Origin of the sequence: Nesterenkonia sp. CL21, from assembly GCF_031705515.1 — a bacterium.
GTDB classification, from domain to species: domain Bacteria; phylum Actinomycetota; class Actinomycetes; order Actinomycetales; family Micrococcaceae; genus Nesterenkonia; species Nesterenkonia aethiopica.
Genome location: NZ_JAUTWR010000015.1, coordinates 22059 through 43624, shown reverse-complemented (window position 1 = coordinate 43624; position 21566 = coordinate 22059). Strand labels below are relative to the sequence as shown.

Annotated in this window: 20 protein-coding genes; 8 read left to right on the top strand and 12 right to left on the bottom strand. The window is 70.3% G+C overall.

Going from position 1 to position 21566, the window contains the following annotated elements:
* Positions 1-17 precede the first annotated feature (17 nt).
* The 6 genes from Q7C18_RS15830 to Q7C18_RS15805 form a co-directional block, all read right to left on the bottom strand.
* Complete coding sequence (locus Q7C18_RS15830; RefSeq protein ID WP_311026192.1) at positions 18-341, bottom strand: thiamine-binding protein; 324 nt, start codon at positions 339-341, stop codon at positions 18-20.
* Positions 338-1426 (bottom strand): glycerophosphodiester phosphodiesterase family protein, encoded by a 1089-nt coding sequence (locus Q7C18_RS15825; protein WP_311026191.1) that lies wholly within the window; start codon positions 1424-1426, stop codon positions 338-340. Before Q7C18_RS15825 ends, Q7C18_RS15830 begins: the two co-directional genes overlap by 4 nt.
* 135 nt (positions 1427-1561) lie before the next feature.
* Positions 1562-2743, bottom strand: a complete 1182-nt coding sequence (locus Q7C18_RS15820) for a hypothetical protein (RefSeq protein ID WP_311026190.1) — start codon at positions 2741-2743, stop codon at positions 1562-1564.
* A gap of 162 nt (positions 2744-2905) precedes the next feature.
* The gene (locus Q7C18_RS15815; RefSeq protein WP_139827799.1) at positions 2906-4246 is read right to left on the bottom strand and encodes an endonuclease/exonuclease/phosphatase family protein; all 1341 of its coding nucleotides are present in this window, start codon (positions 4244-4246) and stop codon (positions 2906-2908) included.
* A 230-nt stretch (positions 4247-4476) separates the two neighbouring features.
* Positions 4477-4581: a methionine/alanine import family NSS transporter small subunit gene (locus tag Q7C18_RS15810; RefSeq protein ID WP_170922698.1), complete on the bottom strand. Its 105-nt coding sequence runs from the start codon at positions 4579-4581 to the stop codon at positions 4477-4479.
* On the bottom strand, positions 4581-6227 hold the full coding sequence (locus Q7C18_RS15805; protein WP_311026189.1) for a sodium-dependent transporter: 1647 nt from the start codon (positions 6225-6227) through the stop codon (positions 4581-4583). Before Q7C18_RS15805 ends, Q7C18_RS15810 begins: the two co-directional genes overlap by 1 nt.
* 342 nt (positions 6228-6569) lie before the next feature.
* On the opposite strand from Q7C18_RS15805, the gene Q7C18_RS15800 reads away from it, so the two are divergent.
* Positions 6570-8645, top strand: coding sequence for a BCCT family transporter (locus Q7C18_RS15800; RefSeq protein ID WP_311026188.1), 2076 nt, complete (start codon positions 6570-6572; stop codon positions 8643-8645).
* A 110-nt stretch (positions 8646-8755) separates the two neighbouring features.
* Here Q7C18_RS15800 and Q7C18_RS15795 read toward each other — a convergent pair whose 3' ends face one another.
* From Q7C18_RS15795 to Q7C18_RS15780, 4 genes are all read right to left on the bottom strand, one after another.
* Complete coding sequence (locus tag Q7C18_RS15795) at positions 8756-9589, bottom strand: aldo/keto reductase (RefSeq protein WP_311026187.1); 834 nt, start codon at positions 9587-9589, stop codon at positions 8756-8758.
* A 120-nt stretch (positions 9590-9709) separates the two neighbouring features.
* The gene (gene nagA, locus Q7C18_RS15790; RefSeq protein WP_311026186.1) at positions 9710-10852 is read right to left on the bottom strand and encodes an N-acetylglucosamine-6-phosphate deacetylase; all 1143 of its coding nucleotides are present in this window, start codon (positions 10850-10852) and stop codon (positions 9710-9712) included.
* Positions 10849-12120 carry a PTS transporter subunit EIIC gene (locus Q7C18_RS15785; RefSeq protein WP_396954384.1) on the bottom strand — a complete coding sequence of 424 codons (1272 nt, stop codon included), beginning with the start codon at positions 12118-12120 and terminating at the stop codon, positions 10849-10851. Before Q7C18_RS15785 ends, nagA begins: the two co-directional genes overlap by 4 nt.
* A gap of 67 nt (positions 12121-12187) precedes the next feature.
* On the bottom strand, positions 12188-12958 hold the full coding sequence (locus Q7C18_RS15780) for a GntR family transcriptional regulator (RefSeq protein WP_311026185.1): 771 nt from the start codon (positions 12956-12958) through the stop codon (positions 12188-12190).
* A 165-nt stretch (positions 12959-13123) separates the two neighbouring features.
* Between Q7C18_RS15780 and Q7C18_RS15775 the strand changes: the two genes are divergently transcribed.
* The 6 genes from Q7C18_RS15775 (at position 13124) to Q7C18_RS15750 (ending at position 18221) form a co-directional block, all read left to right on the top strand.
* Positions 13124-14167: an SIS domain-containing protein gene (locus Q7C18_RS15775; protein WP_083277635.1), complete on the top strand. Its 1044-nt coding sequence runs from the start codon at positions 13124-13126 to the stop codon at positions 14165-14167.
* A 70-nt stretch (positions 14168-14237) separates the two neighbouring features.
* Entirely contained in the window at positions 14238-14471 is a 234-nt protein-coding gene (locus Q7C18_RS15770) for a glucose PTS transporter subunit EIIB (protein WP_070161229.1), read from the top strand.
* Positions 14468-14944: a PTS glucose transporter subunit IIA gene (locus Q7C18_RS15765; RefSeq protein ID WP_311026184.1), complete on the top strand. Its 477-nt coding sequence runs from the start codon at positions 14468-14470 to the stop codon at positions 14942-14944. The genes Q7C18_RS15770 and Q7C18_RS15765 overlap by 4 nt, the downstream gene beginning before the upstream one ends.
* A 180-nt stretch (positions 14945-15124) precedes the next feature.
* Positions 15125-15820: a hypothetical protein gene (locus tag Q7C18_RS15760; protein WP_311026183.1), complete on the top strand. Its 696-nt coding sequence runs from the start codon at positions 15125-15127 to the stop codon at positions 15818-15820.
* A gap of 176 nt (positions 15821-15996) precedes the next feature.
* Positions 15997-17631, top strand: coding sequence for an AlkA N-terminal domain-containing protein (locus Q7C18_RS15755; protein WP_311026182.1), 1635 nt, complete (start codon positions 15997-15999; stop codon positions 17629-17631).
* A complete protein-coding gene (locus Q7C18_RS15750; protein WP_311026181.1) occupies positions 17628-18221 on the top strand; it encodes a methylated-DNA--[protein]-cysteine S-methyltransferase in 594 nt (197 codons plus the stop codon). The genes Q7C18_RS15755 and Q7C18_RS15750 overlap by 4 nt, the downstream gene beginning before the upstream one ends.
* A 75-nt stretch (positions 18222-18296) precedes the next feature.
* Here the strand turns inward: Q7C18_RS15750 and Q7C18_RS15745 are convergent, their stop codons facing one another.
* Positions 18297-19958 (bottom strand): MFS transporter, encoded by a 1662-nt coding sequence (locus tag Q7C18_RS15745; RefSeq protein WP_311026180.1) that lies wholly within the window; start codon positions 19956-19958, stop codon positions 18297-18299.
* A gap of 83 nt (positions 19959-20041) precedes the next feature.
* Here Q7C18_RS15745 and Q7C18_RS15740 point away from each other — a divergent pair, with 83 nt between their 5' ends.
* Complete coding sequence (locus Q7C18_RS15740; RefSeq protein WP_311026179.1) at positions 20042-20695, top strand: helix-turn-helix domain-containing protein; 654 nt, start codon at positions 20042-20044, stop codon at positions 20693-20695.
* Positions 20696-20700: 5 nt separating this feature from the next.
* Here Q7C18_RS15740 and Q7C18_RS15735 read toward each other — a convergent pair whose 3' ends face one another.
* On the bottom strand, positions 20701-21495 hold the full coding sequence (locus Q7C18_RS15735) for a response regulator transcription factor (protein ID WP_311026178.1): 795 nt from the start codon (positions 21493-21495) through the stop codon (positions 20701-20703).
* Between the last annotated feature and the right edge of the window lie 71 nt (positions 21496-21566).

Sequence of the window (21566 nt, the reverse complement as noted above, 5' to 3'; positions counted from 1 at the left end):
CGCCCACGATGCCGCGCTCAGTCGCCGAGGGCGGATTCGAGTCGGGCGACCTTGCCCTCCAGCTCACCGCTGTGACCGGGACGGATGTCCGCCTTGATGACCAGGGAGATGCGACTGCCGTAGGGGGCCACCGCCTGGGTGGCGCGCTTGACGACGTCGAAGACCTCGTCCCACTCGCCCTCGATCTCGGTGAACATCGCGCTGGTGCGGTTCGGCAGCCCGGAGTCCCGGACCACTGCCACCGCGGCGGCGACCGCCTCGTGGACGGAGCCGTCCTCGGTCTGGCCTTCATGGCCGGGCTGCGGAGTGCCGGAAGTTGCCACAGAGAATGCCACGATCATGGCACCAGACTAGGGGCGCGCTCCGTGTCCTGACCAGAGGTGCTCACCGCCGCGATGACCCGGGCGGGGAAGTTCGTGGTCATCTCCTGCACGCCCAGAGCCAGCAGCAGCTCGACGTCCTCGAGCTCGTCCACGGTCCAGACCCGCAGGCCCGTCCCGCGGGCCAGCCAGGCCTTCACGTCGGCGCGTCGTTCCCGCACGAAGCGCATGCCCGGTCCGGCCAGCCCCACCTGGGCGTTCCACACCATGGCCTCGCAGTCGCGGGCCGTGCCGCGCATGACTGCCGAGACCACGGGCCGCAGCGCGAAGGAGAACCGCAGGTGCTCGAGCCGACGCAGCACCTGCTCCTCGGTGACCTGGTCGAAGAGCGCACAGAGCTTCTCCGGGGGCACCATCTCCGCCAGGTGGAGGAGGGAGCCCGGGGAGAAGCTCATGAAGGAGACGTCGACCTGCGGAGCCGAGGCCGCGGCGTGGCGAGACCGGGCCCCTCGGCCCGGGACCAGCGAGGTCTCCGGGTCCCAGCCGAATCGCAGCAGGATCTGCAGCACCTTCTCCTCCAACCGGTGCCCGAAGGGCGAGGGGTGCTTGAGCTCCACCGCCAGGCCGACATCCCGGCCCGCGTCGACCAGCAGCTCCAGCAGATCCTCGAACGTCATCAGCTGCTCGCCGGGGCGCCCATACTCGGCGGGCAGCCGCGGCGTCTTCCAGGAGTGCACGTCGAGCCGGCGCATGTCGGCCAGGGTGAGGTCGGCGACCGCGCCGTGGCCGTCCGAGGTGCGGTCCACCAGGGCGTCGTGGAAGCAGACCACCTCTCCGTCACGGGTCAGGTGCACATCGATCTCGATGCCGTCCGCCCCTTCGTCCAGGGCACGTCGGTAGGCGGCCCGGGTGTGCTCCGGGAAGAGGCCGGAGGAGCCCCGGTGGGCGTAGACCTTCGCCCGACGGCGGGGACGCAGGGGGGTCATGAGGTCCAGGTCCGCCGGCAGCGGGTGCAGCGCGGGGTCGGGGATGCGCCCCACCGGGTGGGCCTGGGGCAGCGGGGACACCGGGCCGCTGGATCCGTGTCGACGTCGTTCATCAGCCACGGCTTCACGCTATCCCGCCGAGACCAACGGCGTGCGACGCCCAGGCGACGCGCCCCGGCGACTCCGGGTGAACAGCAGACGACAGGTCGGCCCCTCCCCTGCCCGGGGCTGTGGGACGACCGGCCGCGCCGTCCATCAGGCGTCCCGATCCTCGCCAGGGGTTGCGGATGCGGAGCCCTCGGGGGCGCGCGACGGCGACTCGGGCGCCTCGGCCTGGACCTTCTGCAGCTGCTGCTCGGCCCGCTGAGCACGCTTGCGTGCACGCTCCAGCTTGAGCTCGCGGCGGCGGGCGTCGCTGTCACTGCGACGCTCCTTCAGCTGGGTCCGACGCTCGGCACGCAGCTCCTTCTTCCTTCCGCGCCGCTCCTTCCGGTCGGCGCGGAACTTCTCGCGCTCCAGCGCGCGGCGCATGTCGTCGATCAGTGCCTGGGGGGTCTGCTCCGGAAGCTCCCCGAAGGTGCGGTGCGCGGCGCGGACGATCTGCTTGGCCAATACGTGGTTGGCCGCTCCCCCGACCACCGCGCCGATCCCGAAGGGGATCGCACGGGCCACCATGGTGGTCCCCTGGCGGATGAAGAAGCGCTTGACGAACTGCCGCTTGATCTGGTCCACGACGAGGCCACCCACACTGGATGAGCTCGCCAAGGATCGCATCGGCACCAGGGTGGAGAACGGTCCGGCGCCGCGGCCATCCACCTGCTCGGAGAGCTCCCCGAGCAGCTGGCGCCCTTCCTCGCCCAGCATGATCCCCATGACGAGGACCTGGGCCCGCTGCGGGTCCTCCGTGGAGACCCCGGACAGCTCGGCCACAGACTGCGCGTACAGGGCGCTGGTCTCCAGGAAGCCGCCGGTCGCCACTGCCGAGAGTCCCAAAGACACGACGGTCCCCACCGAGGGGATCGCCGCGGTCGCGCCGATGGCGGCGCCCGCTCCGGTCATCACGCGGACGAACTCCTTGTCCAGTTCTCGCGCCAGCTGCCGGTTGCTCAACGTCGGGTGGTTCTTCCGCAGGTGACGCAGATTCGCCATCACCAGGGGGCGCTGCACGGTGACGGCGCGGGTCAGGAAGCTCTCGGCGGCCGGGGTCAGGCTCCCGTCGTCGGCGAAGGCCTGTCGGGAGGCGAAGGTCAGCGCCTGCTGGCCGAAGAAGGTCGCGGCCGCGCCCCGCATGATCGACCGGCCGCGCCGCTCCTTCTTCCGGCGGGGAGCCGGCGCCGGGCGTGGACTGGAGGGCCGGGGCGCCGGTGCCGGCGCCTCGGCAGGGGCGGGCGTGCGGTCGAGGGCACCACCGCGGGGGATCAGCGAATCAGGGGTCATTCTGCGGCTCCGATGGGTCGTCAGCTCCTCTGCCGCGGACGGGCCGCGACCGGGAGACGGGGACGGGGCGTTCTCCAAGGGAGACTAACGCATCCACCAGGACGCGGGGCAGTCGGGGCGCACCGCTGACGGGTCAGTCGGTCGCTCGGCCCGTGGGACGCGTCAGGGCGCCTGAAGATCCACCCAGACGAGGCGGTCGGCGAGCACGGCATTCCCGGCGGGGTCCACAAGGTCGAAGCCGAACTCACCCTCTGCGGGCCAGAAGATCCCGGAGTCGCTGACCTCGGCCTCGGCGTCGGGCAGCACGAGGGAGACGCGCCGATCCGGCTCCCCCTCGACGGCCCGGGTGGCGTGCTCGTCGGTGTCCGTGTCGTCTCCGGCGCGCGCGCTGAGCGGCTGGTCCGTGACGGCCTCCGGGAGCGGGTCCTGCACTGCCGGGGAGTCCAGCAGCGGCAGGTCACGGTCGTCCTCGGGCTCGGCCTCGGCCGGGGCGCTGTCCCCGGGCCCGGCGCCGGGCTCGCCGACCACCACGAAGGAGGAATCGGGCTCGAGGGCTCCGGCCTCCCCGACGTCGTCATAGATGTAGGCGCCGCCCTGAGGGTCAGCGGACACGTAGTCCTCGATGAAGCGACGCTCGTCGGCTGCTCGGACGTCGTCGAAGCTGCGGGCCTCCTGCTCCGGCGTCTGGCTGTTGGCGATGACGTGGAGGGTCTCGCCGTCGTCGCCGATCTCCACCGGCACGTCCCACAAGGAGGTGGCCGAGAGCCGCAGGACGGACTTGTCCAGATCGGAGTAGTCGGCCTGGGGCAGCGAGTTGTCCGGCATGTCCTGCCACAGGAAGTCCTGGAAGGTGCGGACCTCGTCCTCGAGGATCGGGTACGCCGAGTAGACCACCATCCCGTGCTGGCCGGGGAACTCGCCGTAGCCCAGGGCGTCGCCGGGGCCGCCGATGCGGCCGTCGCCGTCGAGGTCGGTGCCCGAGTCGATGCCCGAGTTCGTCGGGGCGGTGTAGACGTAGGGCAGGTCCAGGCCTGCCGGGGCCAGATAGCGGGCGTTGAGGGTGTCTGCGATCCGACCGTCGGAGTCGTGGGTGATGCCGGTGAGGACCAGGATGTCCGGGGCGTTCAGATGCGCGGTGCGGGCCACGGTCCGAGCGGCGGGGCTGTGCCCGCCGCGGAGGGTCTCCAGCACGGTCTCTGCCGAATCGCCCGTCAGGCCCGCGTGCAGGGTGGCGACCCGGACATCGCCCTCGGCCTTCTCCACCGTGGTGTCCGCGGCGTCGGCAGCATCCGCGGCCTCCTCGGGCGCCGGCGTCGGCAGAGGCTGCCCGGGGGCCGGGTACGACGGCAGCGACGGCGCGGAGGACTCCTCGCCGTCGCTGGCATGTGTCGCATGCGCCGGACCGGCGGCTCCCAGGAGGAGCCCTCCGGCGATTCCGGCGGTCGCGCTGATCGCCAGGGTGCGGCGAAGTCCGTGCGCGGACATACGTGGGCCTGTAGGCATGCTGACCACCGTAGCGGCGGCCGGTGCCTCATCCAACCCAGATCAGCTCAAAGATTGAACAGTTACGGAGGTGTGACACTCGGGCGATGGAACGATTCATCGTTGTGACATGTTCGTGATGTGGATGCATGGTGACACACGCCACAGCGGGGCCGCCCCTGACCGGGACGACCCCGCCGTCACGATGCGCCTCGGGCCTCAGCCTCCAGACCGCCGCCCGAGGCGTCGCCTCATCCTTGGTCAGGATGCTTGGAGAGGTGCACGATCGCCGCGACCAGACCACCCCAGACGGTGATCAGCGCGACGAGCATCATCACGATCGCTGCAGCGTCCATCAGCGCTCCCCTCCTTCCGACGCGGACGAGTCGGCGGGTCCGCCGCGGCGGCGGCCATCGGCGCCGACCAGCTCGTCATAGTTGTCCTCATCGATCTCCGGGTCCTCCATATGCATGGCCGACCGGGCGTTCCACGGGCTCAGCGTCAGCACCACCGCGAGCACGGTGACCAGCGCCAGCGAGCCCCAGCCGAATGTGGCCACCACCCAGGTGTCGAAGCCGCCGTAGCCCTCGGCGATCTTGTCGGAGATGTCCATGTAGAGCAGCACGGCCAGCACGATCGGCAGCACGATGCCGATCAGCGCCTTCCAGACCGTGCCGACCCGGAAGGAGCCGTAGGCGTTGAGGCCCGCGGCCAGCACGTCCATCTTCCGGAACACCCAGGCCACCAGCAGGACCGCGACGAAGGCGCCGCCCACGATGCCGATGTTGTTGGAGAACGCGTCGACGGTGTCCAGGATGGTCACCCCGGAGACCCCGCCGATCAGCACGATCGAGATGATCGCGCTGGAACCTCCGACGACGGCGACCGTCAGACCGCGCGACCAGCCCGTCTTGTCCTTCACCGCGGAGATCACGACCTCCAGGATGGAGATCTGCGAGGTGAAGCCCGCCAGGGTCAGCGAGCCGAAGAACAGCACACCCACCAGGGCGGAGGCGGGAGCCTCGGAAATGATCGTCGGGAAGGCCACGAACGCCAGCCCCAGCCCGGAGGAGACGACCTCGTCCACGGCCGTGTTGGCCGCCAGCGCCAGGAAGCCCAAGGCCGAGAAGACACCGATGGCCGCCAGCAGCTCGAACGAGGAGTTCGCGAACCCGACCACGAGACCGGACCCGGTGGCGTTCGACTTCCGCTTCAGGTACGAGGCATAGGTGATCATGATGCCGAATCCGACCGACAGGCTGAAGAAGATCTGCCCGTAGGCCTGGATCCACACTGTGGCGTCCGTCAGCGCGCCCCAGTCCGGAGTGAACAGGGCGTTCAGCCCGGCGGCCGCGCCCTCGAGGGTCAGCGAGTAGGCCACCAGAATGGCGAACATGACGAACAGCACCGGCATCCCGATCAGGGACACCGTGGCGATGCCGCGGCGCACGCCGACGGCCAGGCAGAACAGCAGCAGCGCCCAGACGGCGATCAGCGGCCAGCCCACCTGCGCCACGAAGTCCACCGACAGTCCTGCGCCTTCGGCGCCGCCGCCGTCGTACTGCAGGTACTCGGCGAAGAAGAAGCCCTCGGCGTCGTCGCCCCAGGCCTGGGACAGTGAGAACCAGGTGTAGCTGGCCGCCCAGGCGATGATGGCCGCGTAGTATATGGAGATCAGGAAGCAGATCCCCACCTGAAACCAGCCGATGACCTCCGCGCCGGGGTGCAGACGCTTGAAGGCCATGGGCGGGGAGCCGCGGAACTTGTGGCCCACGGCGTAGTCGAACAGCAGGATCGGGATGCCTGCGGTGAGCAGGGCGATGAGATACGGGATCAGGAAGGCGCCGCCACCGTTCTCATAGGTGATGTAGGGGAAGCGCCAGATGTTGCCCAGCCCGACAGCCGAGCCGATGGCGGTGAGGATGAAGGCCTTCCGGCCTGCGAAGGACTCGCGGATCCGCACGCCGCCGGCCGAGCCCGAGGAGCCGACAGAGCTGCTCATGGTCTCTCTCCTGACGGAAGAAGAAGAATTGATTGGATAACCTCTTATCCTGACAGAACATCTGCGCTATCGTCACCAGTCAGGGCCGCGCGGCTTGCCCTCGGGACTCCACTTAAGGCCTAATGGACCATGAGCGTCAGTTTTTCGAGAATGAGATGCGCCATGACCATGACGGCGTCGACGCCGCTGCAGACTGCTGACCAGGCGACTGCTCCCTCCGGGAGGACCTGGCGGCGCGCACGGCTCCGCCGTCTTTTTCATGCCTTCACCACGATCGAGACGCTGACCGAGACGACACTGCAGCACAAGATTTCACGGTAATACACAACCAAGGAGGACTTCATGGCTTCGCACACCGAAGCAGAAGTGAACCATTGGTCGGTGAGCTACGTCTGGCGAAGCCTCAGCAAGCCAGTCTTCATCCCGGCCGTCCTGATCATCGCCGCCGCCCTGATCTTCGCCACCTGGTTCGGCCGGGAGCACGGCGACGAGGCCTTCGAACAGCTCAACAGCAACATCGTCAACGGGATCGGCTGGTGGTACGTCGCCATCGTCACCGGGTTCGTGCTCTTCGCGATCTGGGCCGGGCTCTCCAAGGCGGGCAACATCCGACTGGGCCGGGATGACGAGAAGCCGGAGTTTTCGATCCTGTCCTGGTTCACCATGCTGTTCTCCGCCGGCATGGGCATCGGCCTCGTGTTCTGGGGCGTGGCCGAGCCGCTGTGGCACATGGTGGCCCCGCCGGACATCAGTGGTGAGGTCGGCGTCGACGCCGCCGGTGAGACCCTGATGGCCACTCAGGCCGAGCTGTCCGGCACGGCCATCGGCCAGTCGCTGTTCCACTGGGGCCTGCATGCCTGGGCGATCTACGTGGTCGTCGGGCTGGGCCTGGCCTATATGACCTTCCGCCGTGGGCGCCCGCTGTCCATCCGGTGGCTGCTCGAGCCGGTCTTCGGCCGGCGGCTCATCGAGTCCTGGGTCGGTCACGTCATCGACGTCGTCGCGATCGTCGGCACCGTCTTCGGCGTGGTCACCTCGCTGGGCCTCGGCGTCCAGCAGATCGCCGCGGGGCTCGAGTTCATGGGCTGGGCGGAGTCCAACACGGCGCTGCTCACCTGGCTGATCGTGGGCATCACCGCCATCGCCACCATTTCGGTGATCACGGGTGTCCACAAGGGACTGAAGTGGCTGTCCAACATCAACATGACCATGGCCGCCGCCCTGGCCATCTTCGTCCTGCTGGCCGGCCCCACGCTGTACCTGCTGCAGCAGCTGGTGGCCAACGCCGGCGAGTATGCCTGGGCGTTCCCGCAGCTGATGTTCGAGACCGGCGCCTCCTACGCGGGCGGCGACGGCGGCGGCTGGTCCGCCGACTGGACCATCTACTACTGGGGCTGGTGGATGAGCTGGGCACCCTTCGTGGGCATGTTCATCGCCCGCATCTCCCGGGGCCGCACCATCCGTGAGTTCGTCTTCGGCGTGCTGCTGGCCCCGACCCTGATCGGCATCATCTGGTTCTCGATCTTCGGATCCTCCGGAATCTACTACCAGCTGACCGAAGGCGTCATGGTCGACGCCGAGGGCAACATCGGTACCGAGGCCGCGCTGTTCACCTTGCTGGAGCAGCTGCCGATCGCCTCCATCACCGCAGTGGTGGCGATCCTGGTGATCGCGTTCTTCTTCATCACCTCGTCCGACTCCGGCTCGCTGGTGGTCGACATCCTCTCCCACGGCGGCCGTCCCGACACGCCTCGCCTGACGCGAGTGTTCTGGGCTCTGGTCGAGGGTGCGGCGGCCATCGTGCTGATCGCCGCCGCGGGCGAGGCGGCCGACGCAGCTCTGCGCGTGCTGCAGGTCAGCTCCATCGCCGCAGCCGCCCCGCTGTCCATCGTGCTGGTGCTGGCGGTGATCGGCATGATCCGGATGCTGTACTACGAGGGCGCGACGGCGCCTCGCTATGTGCGGATTCGCCCGCAGGCCTCCCCGGCCTCCCTGGTGGACACCGCCCGCGAGGTGGCCGGGGCCGAAGAGGGCCCCGCGGTGGAGCGGAGCCTGCGCAAGATCGTCGCGGGCCAGGGCCGGGCCCTGTCCGGGTTCTTCGGCGGCACGTCCTCGACCCTGTCCGGCCTGCCATCCGGCACCGGCCGTGGGGTCACGGACAGCACCGTCACCACCACGGACGAGATGGTCTTCGCCATCCACGACGTCCCGGCCCACGCGACGCAGGTCAACCCGGAGACCGGCACGCTCAACCTCGACGAGGAGGCGTATTACCACGACCCGATCGCCGACGAGCAGTTCGACACCCCGGAGTTCGCCGAGTCCGCCGAGGGCTGGGAGCAGGAGTCCGGGCACCTCTACGACGAAGTCGTCGGCAACGGCGACTCCGGCGAGGAGGAGGAGAACCCGCAGGCCTGACCCGCTGAACGGTCCCTGAGAATGCCGCTGGGCCCCGTCCGAATCATCGGACGGGGCCCAGCGGCGTTCTCAGGCGGCTGCGATCATAGGACACCGCAGCCAGGCGGGGGTCAGGAGCCGGGATTGAACTCGGCCGGGTTCGGGCCGAGGCGCCCGCCCTTCTCCAGACCGTCGATGGCCTCCAGCTCGGCGTCGGTCAGCTCAAAGCCGAGGACGTCGAAGTTGGCGGCGATCCGCTCGTCGGTGACCGACTTCGGGAACAGGATGCGGCCCTGCTGCAGGTGCCAGCGGATGACCGCCTGCGCCGGGGTCACTCCGTGGGCCTCGGCGGCGGCCCGCACGGCCGACTCGTCGAAGACCTGCCCCTGCGCCAGCGGGCTCCAGGCCTCGGTGGCGATGCCGTGCTTCTGGTTCGCCTCCACGACCTCGCGCTGCTGCAGGTAGGGGTGGATCTCGATCTGGTTGACCGCAGGGGTGCGGCCACCCAGGGCCACGATCCGGTCCAGGTGCTCCTCCAGGTGGTTGGAGACGCCGATCGAGGTGGACAGGCCCGCCTCAGCGATGTCCTCCAGGCCCTCCCAGGCACGCAGGTACTGGTCGGTGGCCGGCGCGGGCCAGTGGGTCAGGTACAGGTCCACGCGGTCCAGGCCGAGCTTCTCCAGGGAGGTCTCCATGGCGGCCTTGGCCTCAGCGCGGCCGAAGTCCGAGACCCAGAGCTTGGTGGTCACGTAGAGCTCGTCACGCGGAATCCCCGAGGCGGCGATGGCGCGCCCGACGCCCTCCTCGTTGCCGTAGACGGCCGCGGTGTCGATGTGCCGGTAGCCGACCTCGAGGGCCTTTGAGACCACACGCTCAGCGTCCTCGGCGGGCACCTGCCAGACGCCGAAGCCGAACTGCGGGATCTCCGTGCCGTCGTTGAGTGTGACAGTGGGTACAGCAGTCATCGCTTCCTTCTCTCTCACGGGTACACAGGCGAGCGAGAGCGCTCACGCCAGGTGTGAACCACCAGGATGTCAGGTTCATTCCGGCAACCAGCCATTTGTCTCCGGTGGCGCAACAAAACGTCACGACGACGGCGCGCCCTCCAGCCAGGCGCCCCGCGTCATCACCGCGCGCACCTCCAGATCATCATCCAGGACCACCACATCGGCGAGGGACCCCGCCGCGAGGGTGCCGACCTCCTCGAGCCCGACCATCTGCGCCGGGTGGGCCGTGGCGGCCTGGAGAACCTGGTCCAGGGGAAGCTGCGCGCGCTGCACGCTGTGCCGCACGGCGGCCGAGATCGTCAGCGTGGAACCGGCGATCGAGCCGAGCTCTCCGGAGGGCTCCACCACGCGGGCCTCACCGTCGTCCACCTGAACCTCGAGGCTGCCCAGCCGGTACCGGCCGTCGGCGGCGGCCGCGGCGGACATGGCGTCCGAGACCAACACGCAGCGGTGAGGCTTCACCGTGAAGGCCAGCCGTTGTGCGGCCGGGTGGACGTGCACGCCGTCGGTGATGAGCTCCACCCACGCGTCCGGATCCTCCAGCAGCGCGGCGACCGGGCCGGGCGCCCGGTGATGCAGGGACGGCATCGCGTTGAACAGGTGGGTGCCCACACTGGCCCCGTGAGCCAGCGCCTCCCGGATCAGATCGTAGTCGGCGTCCGTGTGGCCCACGGCGGCGACGACGCCGGCATCGACGAGCCTGCGCACCGCCTCCAGGCCTCCGGGCAGCTCCGGGGCGAGTGTGACCATGCGGATCAGTCCGGTGGCGAGGAACTGGTCGAGCGCCTGCAGATCGGGCGCGCGCAGGTGCTCTTCATGATGGGCGCCGCGACGCCGGGCGTTCAGCCAGGGCCCCTCCAGGTGGACGCCGGCGATCTCGCCGGACTGCACCAGTTCCCGCAGCCCGGCCAACGAGTCGTGCATCACCGGGTACGGGTCGGTGACCAGTGAGGCCAGCATGGTGGTGGTGCCGTGGCGCAGGTGTGCCGCCCGGGCCGTGCGGGCCGCCTCCGCGCCGTCGAGGAACGAGGCCCCTCCCCCGCCGTGGACATGGACGTCCACGAATCCCGGGGAGAGCACACCGTGCTCGATGCTGACATCTGCCGGTGCGGGTGGCTCCCCCGGGCCCGACTCCACGATGCGTTCCCCCTGGAGGCGGAGCCACCAGGGGGACACATCGCCGGCGGGGGTCAGGGCCGCCGTCGCGTGGATCAGCGTCATCCGCGCTGCTCCGAGGCGGGGGTGGACTCGGTGTCCTCGTCCTCACGGCCGGGCGTCTTGAGGTTCCAGAGCCTGATCACCGCGCGGAACAGCACGTAGTAGATCACCGCGTAGCCCAATCCGATGGGGATCAGCAGCCAGGGGTCAGTACCGATGTTCCAGTTGAGCACGAAGTCGAAGAGACCGGCGGAGAAGCCGAAGCCCATCTTGATCTCCAGGAAGTTCACCAAGGCCATCGCCGTACCCGTGAGGAATGCGTGGATGACGTAGAGCGGGAACGCGACGAACATGAAGGCGAACTCGAGCGGCTCGGTGACACCGGTCAGGAAGGCGGTGAGGGCACCGGCGCCCATCAGACCACCGACGGCCTTCTTCTGCGACGGCCGAGCCGCGTGATAGATGGCGAGGGCGGCAGCCGGGAGGGCGAACATCATGATCGGGAAGAAGCCGGTCATGAAGGACCCGGCCGTGGGGTCTCCGCTGAGGAATCGGGCGATGTCACCGTGGACGACCGTGCCTTCGGCCGTCTCATAGGAACCCAGGATGAACCACGGCGGGTTGTTCAGGATGTGGTGCAGACCCAGCGGGATCAGCAGGCGGTTCATCATGCCGTAGACGAACCCACCGAGCACGGCGTTCGCCGCGACCCATTCACCCAGGGCCGTGATCCCGGCGTCGAAGAGCGGGTAGATGAAGCTCATCAGCACGGCGATGATGATCGCCGCCAGCGCGGTGATGATCGGCACGAAGCGCCGGCCTCCGAAGAACGCCAGGTACGGGGGCAGCTTGATGCGGTAGTAGCGCTGCCACAGCCAGGCCGCGACCAGACCGATGACGATGCCTCCGAGCACGTGGAAATTGATCAGGGCCTGCTCCTCACCCTCGGCCGGTGCGCCGAGCACCAGCGGCGACATCGCCTCAGTGACGGCGTCATAGACCAGGTACCCGATCAGGGCGGCGAGTGCGGTGGAGCCATCGGCCTTCTTGGCCATGCCGATGGCCACACCCAGGGCGAAGAGCAGCGGCAGGTGGGCGAACAGAGCGTCACCGGCACTTCCGACGACAGACGCGACCTGGTTCCAACCCAGTCCCTCCTCGCCGAGCAGGTCGGGCTGGCCGAGACGCAGCAGCAGAGCCGCTGCCGGCAGGGACGCGATGGGCAGCAGCAGGCTGCGGCCGAACTTCTGCACCGGCGCCAGGTTGATCTTGGGCATCGTGGATCTCTTCTTGGTCTCGGGGCCGCTGTCGGCGGTTTCGGGCGAACTCATCGGAGCGCTCCTTCCAGGGGCGAGTGAATCGGTGGTGGTGGGGTGGTTCTCTGTGGAGTCGGGCCGTTCAGGAGGACGACACGTCGTCCCGGCTGAGACTCATGTGGACCTGATAGCGGTCCCCGCGGTAGCGGGAGACCACATGCTCGGCCGGTCGGCCCGCCGCGTGGGAGACGCGACGGAAGACCAGCAGCGGGGTGGCCGGCTCGGCCTCCAGCATCCGTGCCGTCGGAGCGTCCGCCGCCTCACCCCACAGGGTCTGCTCGGCGGCGTCGATGAGGACGCCGTAGTCGGCGGAGAAGATGTCATAGAGGGACCCTGTGAGGTCCCGGCGGTCGAGATCCGGGAACAGGGAGGCCGGATACCATCCGGTCTCCACGGCGATGGGCTGCCCGTCGGCGCAGCGGACCCGGGTCAACGCCCAAGCCCGGCCACGCGATCCGGGGGTGTCCATCCCCAGCGAGGCGGCCGCCTCCGGAGGAGGTTCCACCGCCTCGCAGCTGATCAGCCGTGTGGTCGGGTGCAGCCCGCGGCGGCGCATGTCCTGGGTGAAGGACGCCAGGTGCAGCCGGCTCTCCAGCCGGGGCTGCACCACGAAGGTCCCCTTGCCGGGCACCCGCCGCAGCAGACCGTCCACGATCAGTGAGTCCACAGCCTTGCGGACGGTGGCGCGGGAGACCCCGTACTCGGTCATCAGCGTGCGTTCCGAGGGGATCATCTCCCCCGGCGTCAGCGACTCCGTGGCCAGGCGCGCGACGGCGGCGCTGAGCTGGATGTGCTTCGGCTCAGGACCATCGGTGATGCGCTGGTCCTGCCGCTGCTCGTCCTCCAGGGTCACGTGATCCACCTCTCGACAACTCGCTGCGTGATTGATACGGTCTGGTACGTACCAGTTGACTATGGCGTCGATCACAGGCGATGTCAAGGGCACCACCACACAGCCCGTCGGTCCTTCTCCCGAAAGCAGGAATCCATGTCCCTCCCGCAGGCACGGTCTACCCAGATGGCGCGAGAGATCGCCGAGCAGCCCGAGGCGCTGCGCGCCACCCTCGAGGCGCTGCTCCCGTCCCAGGGGCGTCTCAGCGAGCTGCTCTCCGGCCGACGCCACGTCCTCTTCGCTGCCCGCGGCACCAGCGACCACGCCGCCGTCTACGGCCGCTACCTGCTGGAGACCCAAGCCGGCCTCACCGGTGGACTGGCCTCCCCCAGCGTCGCCACGCATTACCGGTCCGACCTGGACCTCGCCGACTCCGTGCTCGTCAGCGCCTCGCAGTCCGGGCGCACGGAGGAGATCGTCGCCACCCAGCGCTGGGGCCGGGACCACGGTGCGGCCGCCGTCGCGCTGACGAACGGTGCCACCTCCCCGCTGGCGGCCGAGGCCGACGTCGCCCTGATCACCCGTGCCGGCGAGGAGCTCGCCGTCCCGGCGACCAAGTCCTACACCGCCCAGCTGGTCGGCATGGTGGTGCTCACCCTCGCCGCGCTGCGCCGGCGAGACCCGCAGGCCGCGGACGCCCTGGAAGAGCGGCTGCGTCACGTCCCCGAGGCTGTCGAGCGCCTGCTCGCCGCGCGCGCCGGGGTGGACGCCGCCGTCGAGGTCCTCGCCTCCCACCGCACCACGGTGGCCACAGGTCGCGGACTGCTCATGGGCACCGCCCTGGAGACCGCCCTGAAGATCGAAGAGACCTGCCTGCGCCCAGTGCGCGGGTACTCCTACGCGGATCTGCGCCACGGTCCCATCGCCGCCGTCGGTGAGGGCGTGGCCGCCGTCGTGCACGCCGCCGCGGACGGCCCGCTGAGCGAGCCGATGGTCCACCTGGCCCGTGACCTGCAGGAGCGCGGTGCCACCGTGATCGGCATCGGAGGAAACCCCGAGTTCCAGGCCGCCGCGGACGTCCACGTGCCCGGTGCCGACCTGCCGGAGACCCTTGCCCCGCTGGCCAACATCGTGCCCGCCCAGCTGATCGTCGAGGAGCTCTCCCGCACTCTAGGCCTCGACCCGGACGCGCCCCAGGGACTGGCGAAGGTCACCCGCACCGACGCGTGACCTGCCCCGGCATCCCGCAGCTTCACCCACCTCGACCGCACCACCCACACCCCTAGAGAAGGAGCCCCTCATGGCTGACCGTGCAGAGCAGATCCTGGCCGGACTCGGCGGATCCGAGAACATCATCGAGATCGAGCCGTGCATCACCCGGCTGCGCACCGAGGTCGAAGACGCCTCGCTCGTGGACGAGAAGGCCCTCAAGGCCGCCGGCGCCCACGGCGTGATGATCAGCGGCACCGTGGTGCAGGTGGTCGTCGGGCCCGAGGCCGACACCATCGCCGAAGACATCGAGGACCTCCGGTGACCGCTGAGAGACCGGCAGTCTCGCCGACGCGGGTGACCGCCCCCTGCCCGGGGCGGGTCCTCCCCCTCAGTGAGGTGCCGGACCCGGTGTTCTCCTCCGCGATGGTCGGGCCCGGCATCGCCCTGGACCCGTCGCCGGAGGAGACCACCGTCTGCGCCCCGCTGGCCGGGAAGATCGTGAAGATCCACCCGCACGCCTTCGTGATCCAGGCCGAGTCCGGCGTCGGGGTGCTGGTCCACCTGGGCATCAACACGGTCCGACTCGAGGGTGAGGGCTTCGAAGTCCTGGCCGAGCAGGGCGCCACCGTGCACCGCGGCGACCCCATGGTCCGCTGGACGCCCGGGGAGATCACCGGCGACGGGATCTCCACCGTCATCCCCGTGGTGGCGCTGGACCAGCCGGAGGATGCCGTGACGACGACGACGGCGGACCACGTCACCGCCGGAGACGACCTGCTGCAGATCTCCCGGTGACCTCACCGGCCCGCCGAGCCCGGGACGACGCCCTCATCCCTGGTCAGCGGGACGCTCCTGCCTTAGTCTGACTGCATCGACGACGTCGCGGAGCCAGCCTCCGCGGCGTCGTCACCTCCCGGTGCAGCTGCCGCCTGACACCGGCGGCACCCGCACCAGTCGAGCAGCAGAGGAGCAGAGATGACATCGTCCCCCGAGGCCGCGGCGCGACGCGCCGTCGTCGGCCGTGCCCTGCTGATCCTGGCGGCCCTGGGTGCCGCCGGCGCCGCAGGTGCCGGCATCGCCCAGCTGGCCTCCGCCGCCGACGACCACCTGATCTACGACGCCTGGCGCGCCTTCGGCCTGGTGGTCTTCGCCGGACTGTTCGCCCTGGTGGCCTGGCGGCCGACCGCCTACCCCGGCGTGCTGGAGCTGGCCTTCCTGCACAAGCTCGGCCTGGCGCTGGTCGCCTGGTCCCAGCTGGAGACGGCCGACGGCGCCTGGTTGACGCTCATCCTGGACGGTCTGCTCGCGGTGGGGCTGCTGGTGGCCTATGTGCTGCTGGGCTGCCACCGGGCCTGGAAGCGCGCCAAGCCCGCCGACGCCGTCGCGGACTCCCCGGCGGCGAGACTGGGGCGGAAGTCCTCCGGGAAGTCCCCACGGAAGTCCTCGGGGACGGAGCCCGCGACGCTGGAGGCCACCAAGCCGATGCCCGACCCGAGCGGACGCGGCGACCGACCGACCTCCACCGGCAGCACCTCAGGATCCGGGACCTCCACCGGCCCGAACGCGGCCGACGGCGGCTCCGGTGACTCCCAGGGACCCAGTGACTCCCAGGGGCCCAGTGACTCCCAGGGGCCCGGGGGCATCCCCCGTCCGCCGCGCTCCTCCCCCTGAGCAGCCCCCTGCCCCTGCCTCCGGCCGAGTTGGTCTGGAGTTGTGGATACTCGACTCGATCGACTCGAGTATCCACAACTCCAGACCAACTCGGCGTAGGGGGGAGGTAGCCCGGCCGAGACAACGATGTCGGATTCCTGCTGGCGCCGACGGCGTCACCGGCGCATGCTGGTGACGTGACCACCTCACTGCTCCCCGACGCCGAGGCCTGCATCAAGGCCGTGCGCACCCGTGACGCCCGCTTCGACGGGCGGCTCTACGTGGGCGTGACCAGCACGGGGATCTACTGCCGACCCAGCTGCCCGGCTCCGCCGCCGAATCGTGAGCATCTGACCTTCCACCCGACGGCCGCCGCGGCCCAGCGCGCCGGGTTCCGGGCCTGCCGCCGCTGCCGCCCGGAGGCCTCTCCCGGCTCGCCGGAGTGGAATATCCGCCAGGACACGACCGCCCGGGCGATGCGGCTGATCGCCGACGGCGAGGTGGACCGCACCGGCGTGGAAGGACTCGCCGCGTCCCTGGGATACAGCTCCCGGCAGGTGGAACGGGTGCTCCGCGCCGAGCTCGGAGCCGGGCCGATCGCCCTGGCACGGGCCCAGCGGGCCTCCACCGCGCGGACGCTCATCGAAGGCACCGCGCTGAGCTTCACCGAGATCGCCTTCGCCGCCGGGTTCTCCTCGGTGCGGTCCTTCAACGAGACGGTGCGCGCCGTGTTCGCCGCCTCCCCCAGCCAGCTGCGGGCCGCCCGCCGCAACGGACGATCCGTGGCCGTCGTCCGGCCGGGGCAGGCCGCTGACCGGGCACCCCAGGACGACGGCGGCACCCCACACCGGCTGAGGCTGCGACTCGCCTACCGGCCCCCGCTGCACGTGCCGAGTCTGTTCGGGCACCTCATCGCCACCGCCGTCCCCGGAGTGGAGACCTGGTCCCCGGCCTCCGGAACCTTCCATCGGGCACTGCGCCTGCCGCATGGCCTCGGGGTGGCCTCCCTGACCCCGGACGACGGCGAGCGCGGCCGGATCGACGCCGAGCTGCGGCTCTCCGATCTGCGGGACCTGACCTCCGCGGTGCAGCGGTGCCGCCGTCTGCTGGATCTGGATGCGGATCCGGTCGGCATCGACGAGGCCATGAGCGCCGACCCGGTGCTCGCCGAGCTGGTGGCCAGCACCCCCGGCTGCCGACTACCCGGCACCACCGACCCCGAGGAGCTGGCCTTTCGTGTGGTGCTGGGCCAGCAGGTCTCCACCACCGCCGCCGGCACGACGGGTGCCCGCCTCACCCGGGCCGTCGGCGACCCGCTGCCCGATGCCCTGCGTGTGCCCGACGGCCCCACGCATCTGTTCCCCACGGCCGCGGCCCTCGCCTCAGCGGAAGCCAACGCCCCCTCGGACGATGACGACGACGGCACGGCCCCATGGGGAGCAGCCTGGCCAGGCATGCCGGCGTCGCGCCGCGAGACCCTCCACGGGGTGGCGGATGCTCTGACCTCCGGGCGGCTGCGTCTCGATGTCGGCGCTCCCTGGGCGGAGGCCCGCCGCGAACTGGCCGCCCTGCGTGGGATCGGCCCGTGGAGCGTGGAGATGATCGCACTGCGCGGGCTGGGGGATCCGGACGCCTTCCCCGCCACCGACCTGGGAACCCGGCTGGCTGCGCAGGGACTGGGCCTGCCCGGTGACCCGCGCCCGCTGACCGCACGCGCCGAGACCTGGCGGCCCTGGCGCTCCTATGCCACCGCCCTGCTGTGGGCGAGCAGCGACCACGCCGTCGCCCGCCTGCCGCAGCCCTCACCCCACACGAAGGAGACCAGCCCATGAGCCGGACGCCCACACAGGACGCAGAGGCTTCCCAGGCGACACAGAACACCCAGTCAGCACAGGGTGCGCGGTCGCACAGCATGATCGACTCCCCGGTGGGGCCGCTGGCGCTGGTGACCGACGGCGAGGCGCTGACCGGCGTCTTCATGGCCGAGCACCGTCATGCCGCCACGGATCGTCGGGGTGAGGCGGTGGCTCTCGGTGACGCCGCCGCCGTCGTGCGCCGCGCCGCCGAGCAGCTGGGCGAGTACTTCGTCGGCGACCGCCGGACCTTCGACCTGCCCCTGGCGCCGGAGGGCACCGCCTTCCAGCAGCGGGTGTGGGCGGCGCTGCAGGAGATCCCCTACGGGGAGACCTGGAGCTACGGACAGCTGGCCGCGCACCTGGGGAGCCCCGGCGCCTCGCGGGCGGTGGGGCTGGCCAACGGCCGCAATCCGATCTCCATCATCGTGCCCTGCCACCGGGTGATCGGCGCCGACGGCTCGATGACCGGCTACGGCGGCGGCGTTCCCCGGAAGGAGCATCTGCTGGCCCTGGAACGCGGGGAGCAGCCGCTGTTCCCCGCGACCGGGGGACCCGTGCCCAGCTGAGCGGCGCCGGAGGGCAGCCAGCTAGGCGCAGATCCCCCACATCGACCGGCAGGACCAGGGCGGAGAAGATCAGGGTCAGGCCCAGCGGAACTCGACGCCGCCGCCGAGATCGTGGCGACGGGCATCGCGCTCGGCCTCCGCACGGAGCCGGTCACGGCGCCCTGCCGTGTGCCCTGCCGTGCGCCCTGCCGTGCGCCGTGAGGTCCGGCGTGAGGTCCGGCGGCCCCGACCCTGGGGCGCCTGGGCGTCCGCCTTCGGGCTCACGCCCGGCCCGTCGCCCCTGCCATCGCCACCGTCGTGCCCGCTGCCGTCAGCACCGGTGTCGCCGTCACCATCGGCGTCTCCGCCGTCCTCGGCATGGCGCATCCGCTGCTCGGCGGCCTCCACCATCGACTGCCGCACCTGCGTCATGGACCAGACAACGGCCGCCCCCAGCAGCGCGGCGGCCGCGACGAACACCGTCGGCAGGCCGAAATGCTCGCCGATGAACCCGCCCAGCACCGCACCCAGCGGCATCAGCCCGAAGCCGACCGTGGTGATCGCGCCGGTCATCCGGCCCAGCACCTCACCGCTGACCAGGCGCTGGAACAGCGTGAAGGCGATGACATTGCCGGTCATGTTGAGGAAGCCCTGCAGGAGACCGGCGAGCAGCAGGACGTCGAAGCGGGGAAAGAGCACCGGCAGCAGCATGATCGGCACCTGCGCCAGGAAGGAGCCGAGCATCAGCGGCACCTCGGGAGCGCGCCGCGTCATCCGCTCCACCAGGAAGGAGGCACTGACAGCACCCACCGCACTGGCCACGGCGAAGAACGGGTACTGCGCCTCGGTGAGCCCGATCGCCGACCCCTGCCCCACCGCCCAGAGGACGAACACGGACATGAACGCCGTGGAGGCGAGGTTGGCGGCGCAGGACATGATCACCAACGGCCGCAGCACCGGGTGACGCCACACCAGGCGCAGCCCCTCGAAGACCGCGCTCAGACCGGCATCCGACGGCGACCTCTCCCCCTCGGCGGGCTGCTTCAGCTCCTCTGCGGCCCGCGGCTCTTCGGCAGCCCGCGTCACCGCGGTGGCTCGCGGCTGACCGGTGCGGCCCGCACGGTAGTCGCCGCGCAGCCCGAGGGTGATCAGCAGCACCGCCGCCGCACAGACTGCCGCGGAGAAACCCAGGAGCCAGCCGGCGCCGAGCACCACGAGCAGCCCGGCCACGGGGCGACCGATGAAGTCGTTGAAGACCTGCTCGGCGGCCATGGTGCGCCCGTTGGCGGCAGCCAACCGGGAGCGGGGCGCCACCTGCGGGACCATAGTGCGCCCAGCCAGATCCGCGAAGACCTGGGTGAGTCCGTAGAGACCCATGAAGAGGATCAGCACCTCGATGCGCAGCGCCCCGGCCAGGGCGACCGCGATCAGGCCCACCAGGACGACGACCCGCAGGCTCAGGGCCACGATCCGGACCCGGCGGCGGTCGGAACGGTCGATCACCACCCCGGCGAACAGCCCGAACAGGAGCCAGGGCAGCCAGAACAGCGCCGAGAGCAGGGAGATCTCCTGCGGAGACCGGGTCAGCGAGACGGCGATCAGCGGGATGCCGGTCATCAGGACGCCGTCCGCGAGATTCGCCAGCGCCACGCTGCCCAGATGGGCCTGGAACCGCCGGCCGAGAGGTTCGGTTCCGGAGGTGGCCCCGTGGCTGACGCCGTCGTCGGACGTCTGCTCCGCTGTGGTGGTGTGCGCCATGGTGATCATCTCCGTAGACTGGTGCCGAGAAAGGTTTGCAGAGATTTCTCTGCAACAACTTCTATGCAAAGGTATCTCTGCATATGAGCGCGCGCAAGACCCCCGGCCCGGAAAGTTCTGCCCAGCTGCCCGACCAGGCCCCGGAGAAGCTGCCCGGTGAGGCGGATCTACGGATGGACGCGAAGACCATGAAGGCCTTCGCCCATCCGCTGCGGATGGCGATGTACTCCTACCTGTCCGACCAGGGCTCGGCCACCGCCACCCAGCTGGCCAAACATCTGGAAGAGAGCACCGGGCAGACCAGCTACCACCTGCGTCAGCTGGAGAAGCACGGCCTCGTGGAGGAGGATCCGGAGAAAGGCACCGGGCGCGAGCGGTGGTGGAAGCCCTCGGGGTTCAGCCTGCGCGCTGAAGTCATCCAGGGTGACCCGAGTCAGACACCGATGGCGCAGACCGTCATCCAGCACCAGATGCAGGAGCGCCTCCAGACCCTGCGCCGCTGGATGACCCACATCGACGAGGAGCCGCAGCACTGGATCGAGGCCTCCGTGGACTCGACCCACACCGCCACCATGTCCACCGAGGAGATGCGGGCGATGCGCGACGAGCTGATGGAGGTCATCGCACGCCACACCGACGCCGCCTCCGAGCGGGTGAAGACCTCAGGTCCGGGCAACGACGACCGCCGCGCCCGCGTCTATCTCAGCGTGCTGCCGCTGCCCTCACCCGAGGCCTGAGGCCGTCACACGCCCAGCCGGCGGCGCAGCTCCCGAGCATGGCGGCGGGAGACCTCCACCCGGCTGCGCTGGCGGTCGTTCATCACCAGCACCAGCGCACCACGGAAGTCCGGGACGAGCTCGCGCACATAGCGCAGGTTCACCAGATACGAGCGGTGGACACGGAAGAAGTGACCCTGCAGGCGACGCTCGAGCTCATTCAGCGAGAAGGAGACCAACACCCGTTCATCGCCGAGCTTCAGCGAGGAGTACCCCCGGGCCGCGGAGGCATAGACGATGGAGTCCCCGTCCACCAGCATGGTCCGACCGTCCTTCTGCACGGGGATCCTCACCAGCGGCTCCGGCTCGGCAGCCCGCGGGCGGACCGCCTGGCGCTCAGCGTCGGCCGCGGCAGGGACGCCGTCGTCGTGGCGCGCTCCCGGCTCGGCACGCTCCCCTCCCGAGGAGAGCGCACGCTCCACGGCCCGCTGGAGACGCTCGGCGTCGAAGGGTTTGACCAGATAGTCGGCGGCGGCGAGATCGAAGGCCTCGACGGCGTGGTCCGGGTAGGCGGTGGTGAAGATGACCTGCGGCCGATGCGGCATCTCCCGGAGCTGTTCGGCGATCTCCAGCCCGGAGAGCCCGGGCATCCGGATGTCCAGGAACACGAGGTCGTAGTCCAGGGAGTTCAGCAGCACCAGCGCCTCTTCCCCGTTGGTGGCCTCCCCGACCACCTGCACGCGCCCGACCTCCTCGAGGAGATAGCGCAGCTCCTCGCGGGCGGGGGCCTCGTCATCCACGATCAGCGCGCGGGGCATCATCCGTTCAGTATAGAGCTGGCATCCAGGGTTCCATGACGGGCGTCACAGCGCGGATCCCGCCCCGACCCGCA

Excerpts from the sequence above, each read along its gene's own strand:
- Q7C18_RS15810 (WP_170922698.1), bottom strand. The coding sequence starts at position 4,581 with ATGGACGCTGCAGCGATCGTGATGATGCTCGTCGCGCTGATCACCGTC.
- Q7C18_RS15735 (WP_311026178.1), bottom strand. The coding sequence starts at position 21,495 with ATGATGCCCCGCGCGCTGATCGTGGATGACGAGGCCCCCGCCCGCGAG.
- Q7C18_RS15800 (WP_311026188.1), top strand. The coding sequence starts at position 6,570 with ATGGCTTCGCACACCGAAGCAGAAGTGAACCATTGGTCGGTGAGCTAC.
- Q7C18_RS15820 (WP_311026190.1), bottom strand. The coding sequence starts at position 2,743 with ATGACCCCTGATTCGCTGATCCCCCGCGGTGGTGCCCTCGACCGCACG.
- nagA (WP_311026186.1), bottom strand. The coding sequence starts at position 10,852 with ATGACGCTGATCCACGCGACGGCGGCCCTGACCCCCGCCGGCGATGTG.
- Q7C18_RS15745 (WP_311026180.1), bottom strand. The coding sequence starts at position 19,958 with ATGGCGCACACCACCACAGCGGAGCAGACGTCCGACGACGGCGTCAGC.
- Q7C18_RS15750 (WP_311026181.1), top strand. The coding sequence starts at position 17,628 with ATGAGCCGGACGCCCACACAGGACGCAGAGGCTTCCCAGGCGACACAG.
- Q7C18_RS15740 (WP_311026179.1), top strand. The coding sequence starts at position 20,042 with ATGAGCGCGCGCAAGACCCCCGGCCCGGAAAGTTCTGCCCAGCTGCCC.
- Q7C18_RS15785 (WP_396954384.1), bottom strand. The coding sequence starts at position 12,120 with ATGAGTTCGCCCGAAACCGCCGACAGCGGCCCCGAGACCAAGAAGAGA.
- Q7C18_RS15770 (WP_070161229.1), top strand. The coding sequence starts at position 14,238 with ATGGCTGACCGTGCAGAGCAGATCCTGGCCGGACTCGGCGGATCCGAG.
- Q7C18_RS15795 (WP_311026187.1), bottom strand. The coding sequence starts at position 9,589 with ATGACTGCTGTACCCACTGTCACACTCAACGACGGCACGGAGATCCCG.
- Q7C18_RS15760 (WP_311026183.1), top strand. The coding sequence starts at position 15,125 with ATGACATCGTCCCCCGAGGCCGCGGCGCGACGCGCCGTCGTCGGCCGT.
- Q7C18_RS15805 (WP_311026189.1), bottom strand. The coding sequence starts at position 6,227 with ATGAGCAGCTCTGTCGGCTCCTCGGGCTCGGCCGGCGGCGTGCGGATC.
- Q7C18_RS15775 (WP_083277635.1), top strand. The coding sequence starts at position 13,124 with ATGGCGCGAGAGATCGCCGAGCAGCCCGAGGCGCTGCGCGCCACCCTC.
- Q7C18_RS15830 (WP_311026192.1), bottom strand. The coding sequence starts at position 341 with ATGATCGTGGCATTCTCTGTGGCAACTTCCGGCACTCCGCAGCCCGGC.
- Q7C18_RS15815 (WP_139827799.1), bottom strand. The coding sequence starts at position 4,246 with ATGCCTACAGGCCCACGTATGTCCGCGCACGGACTTCGCCGCACCCTG.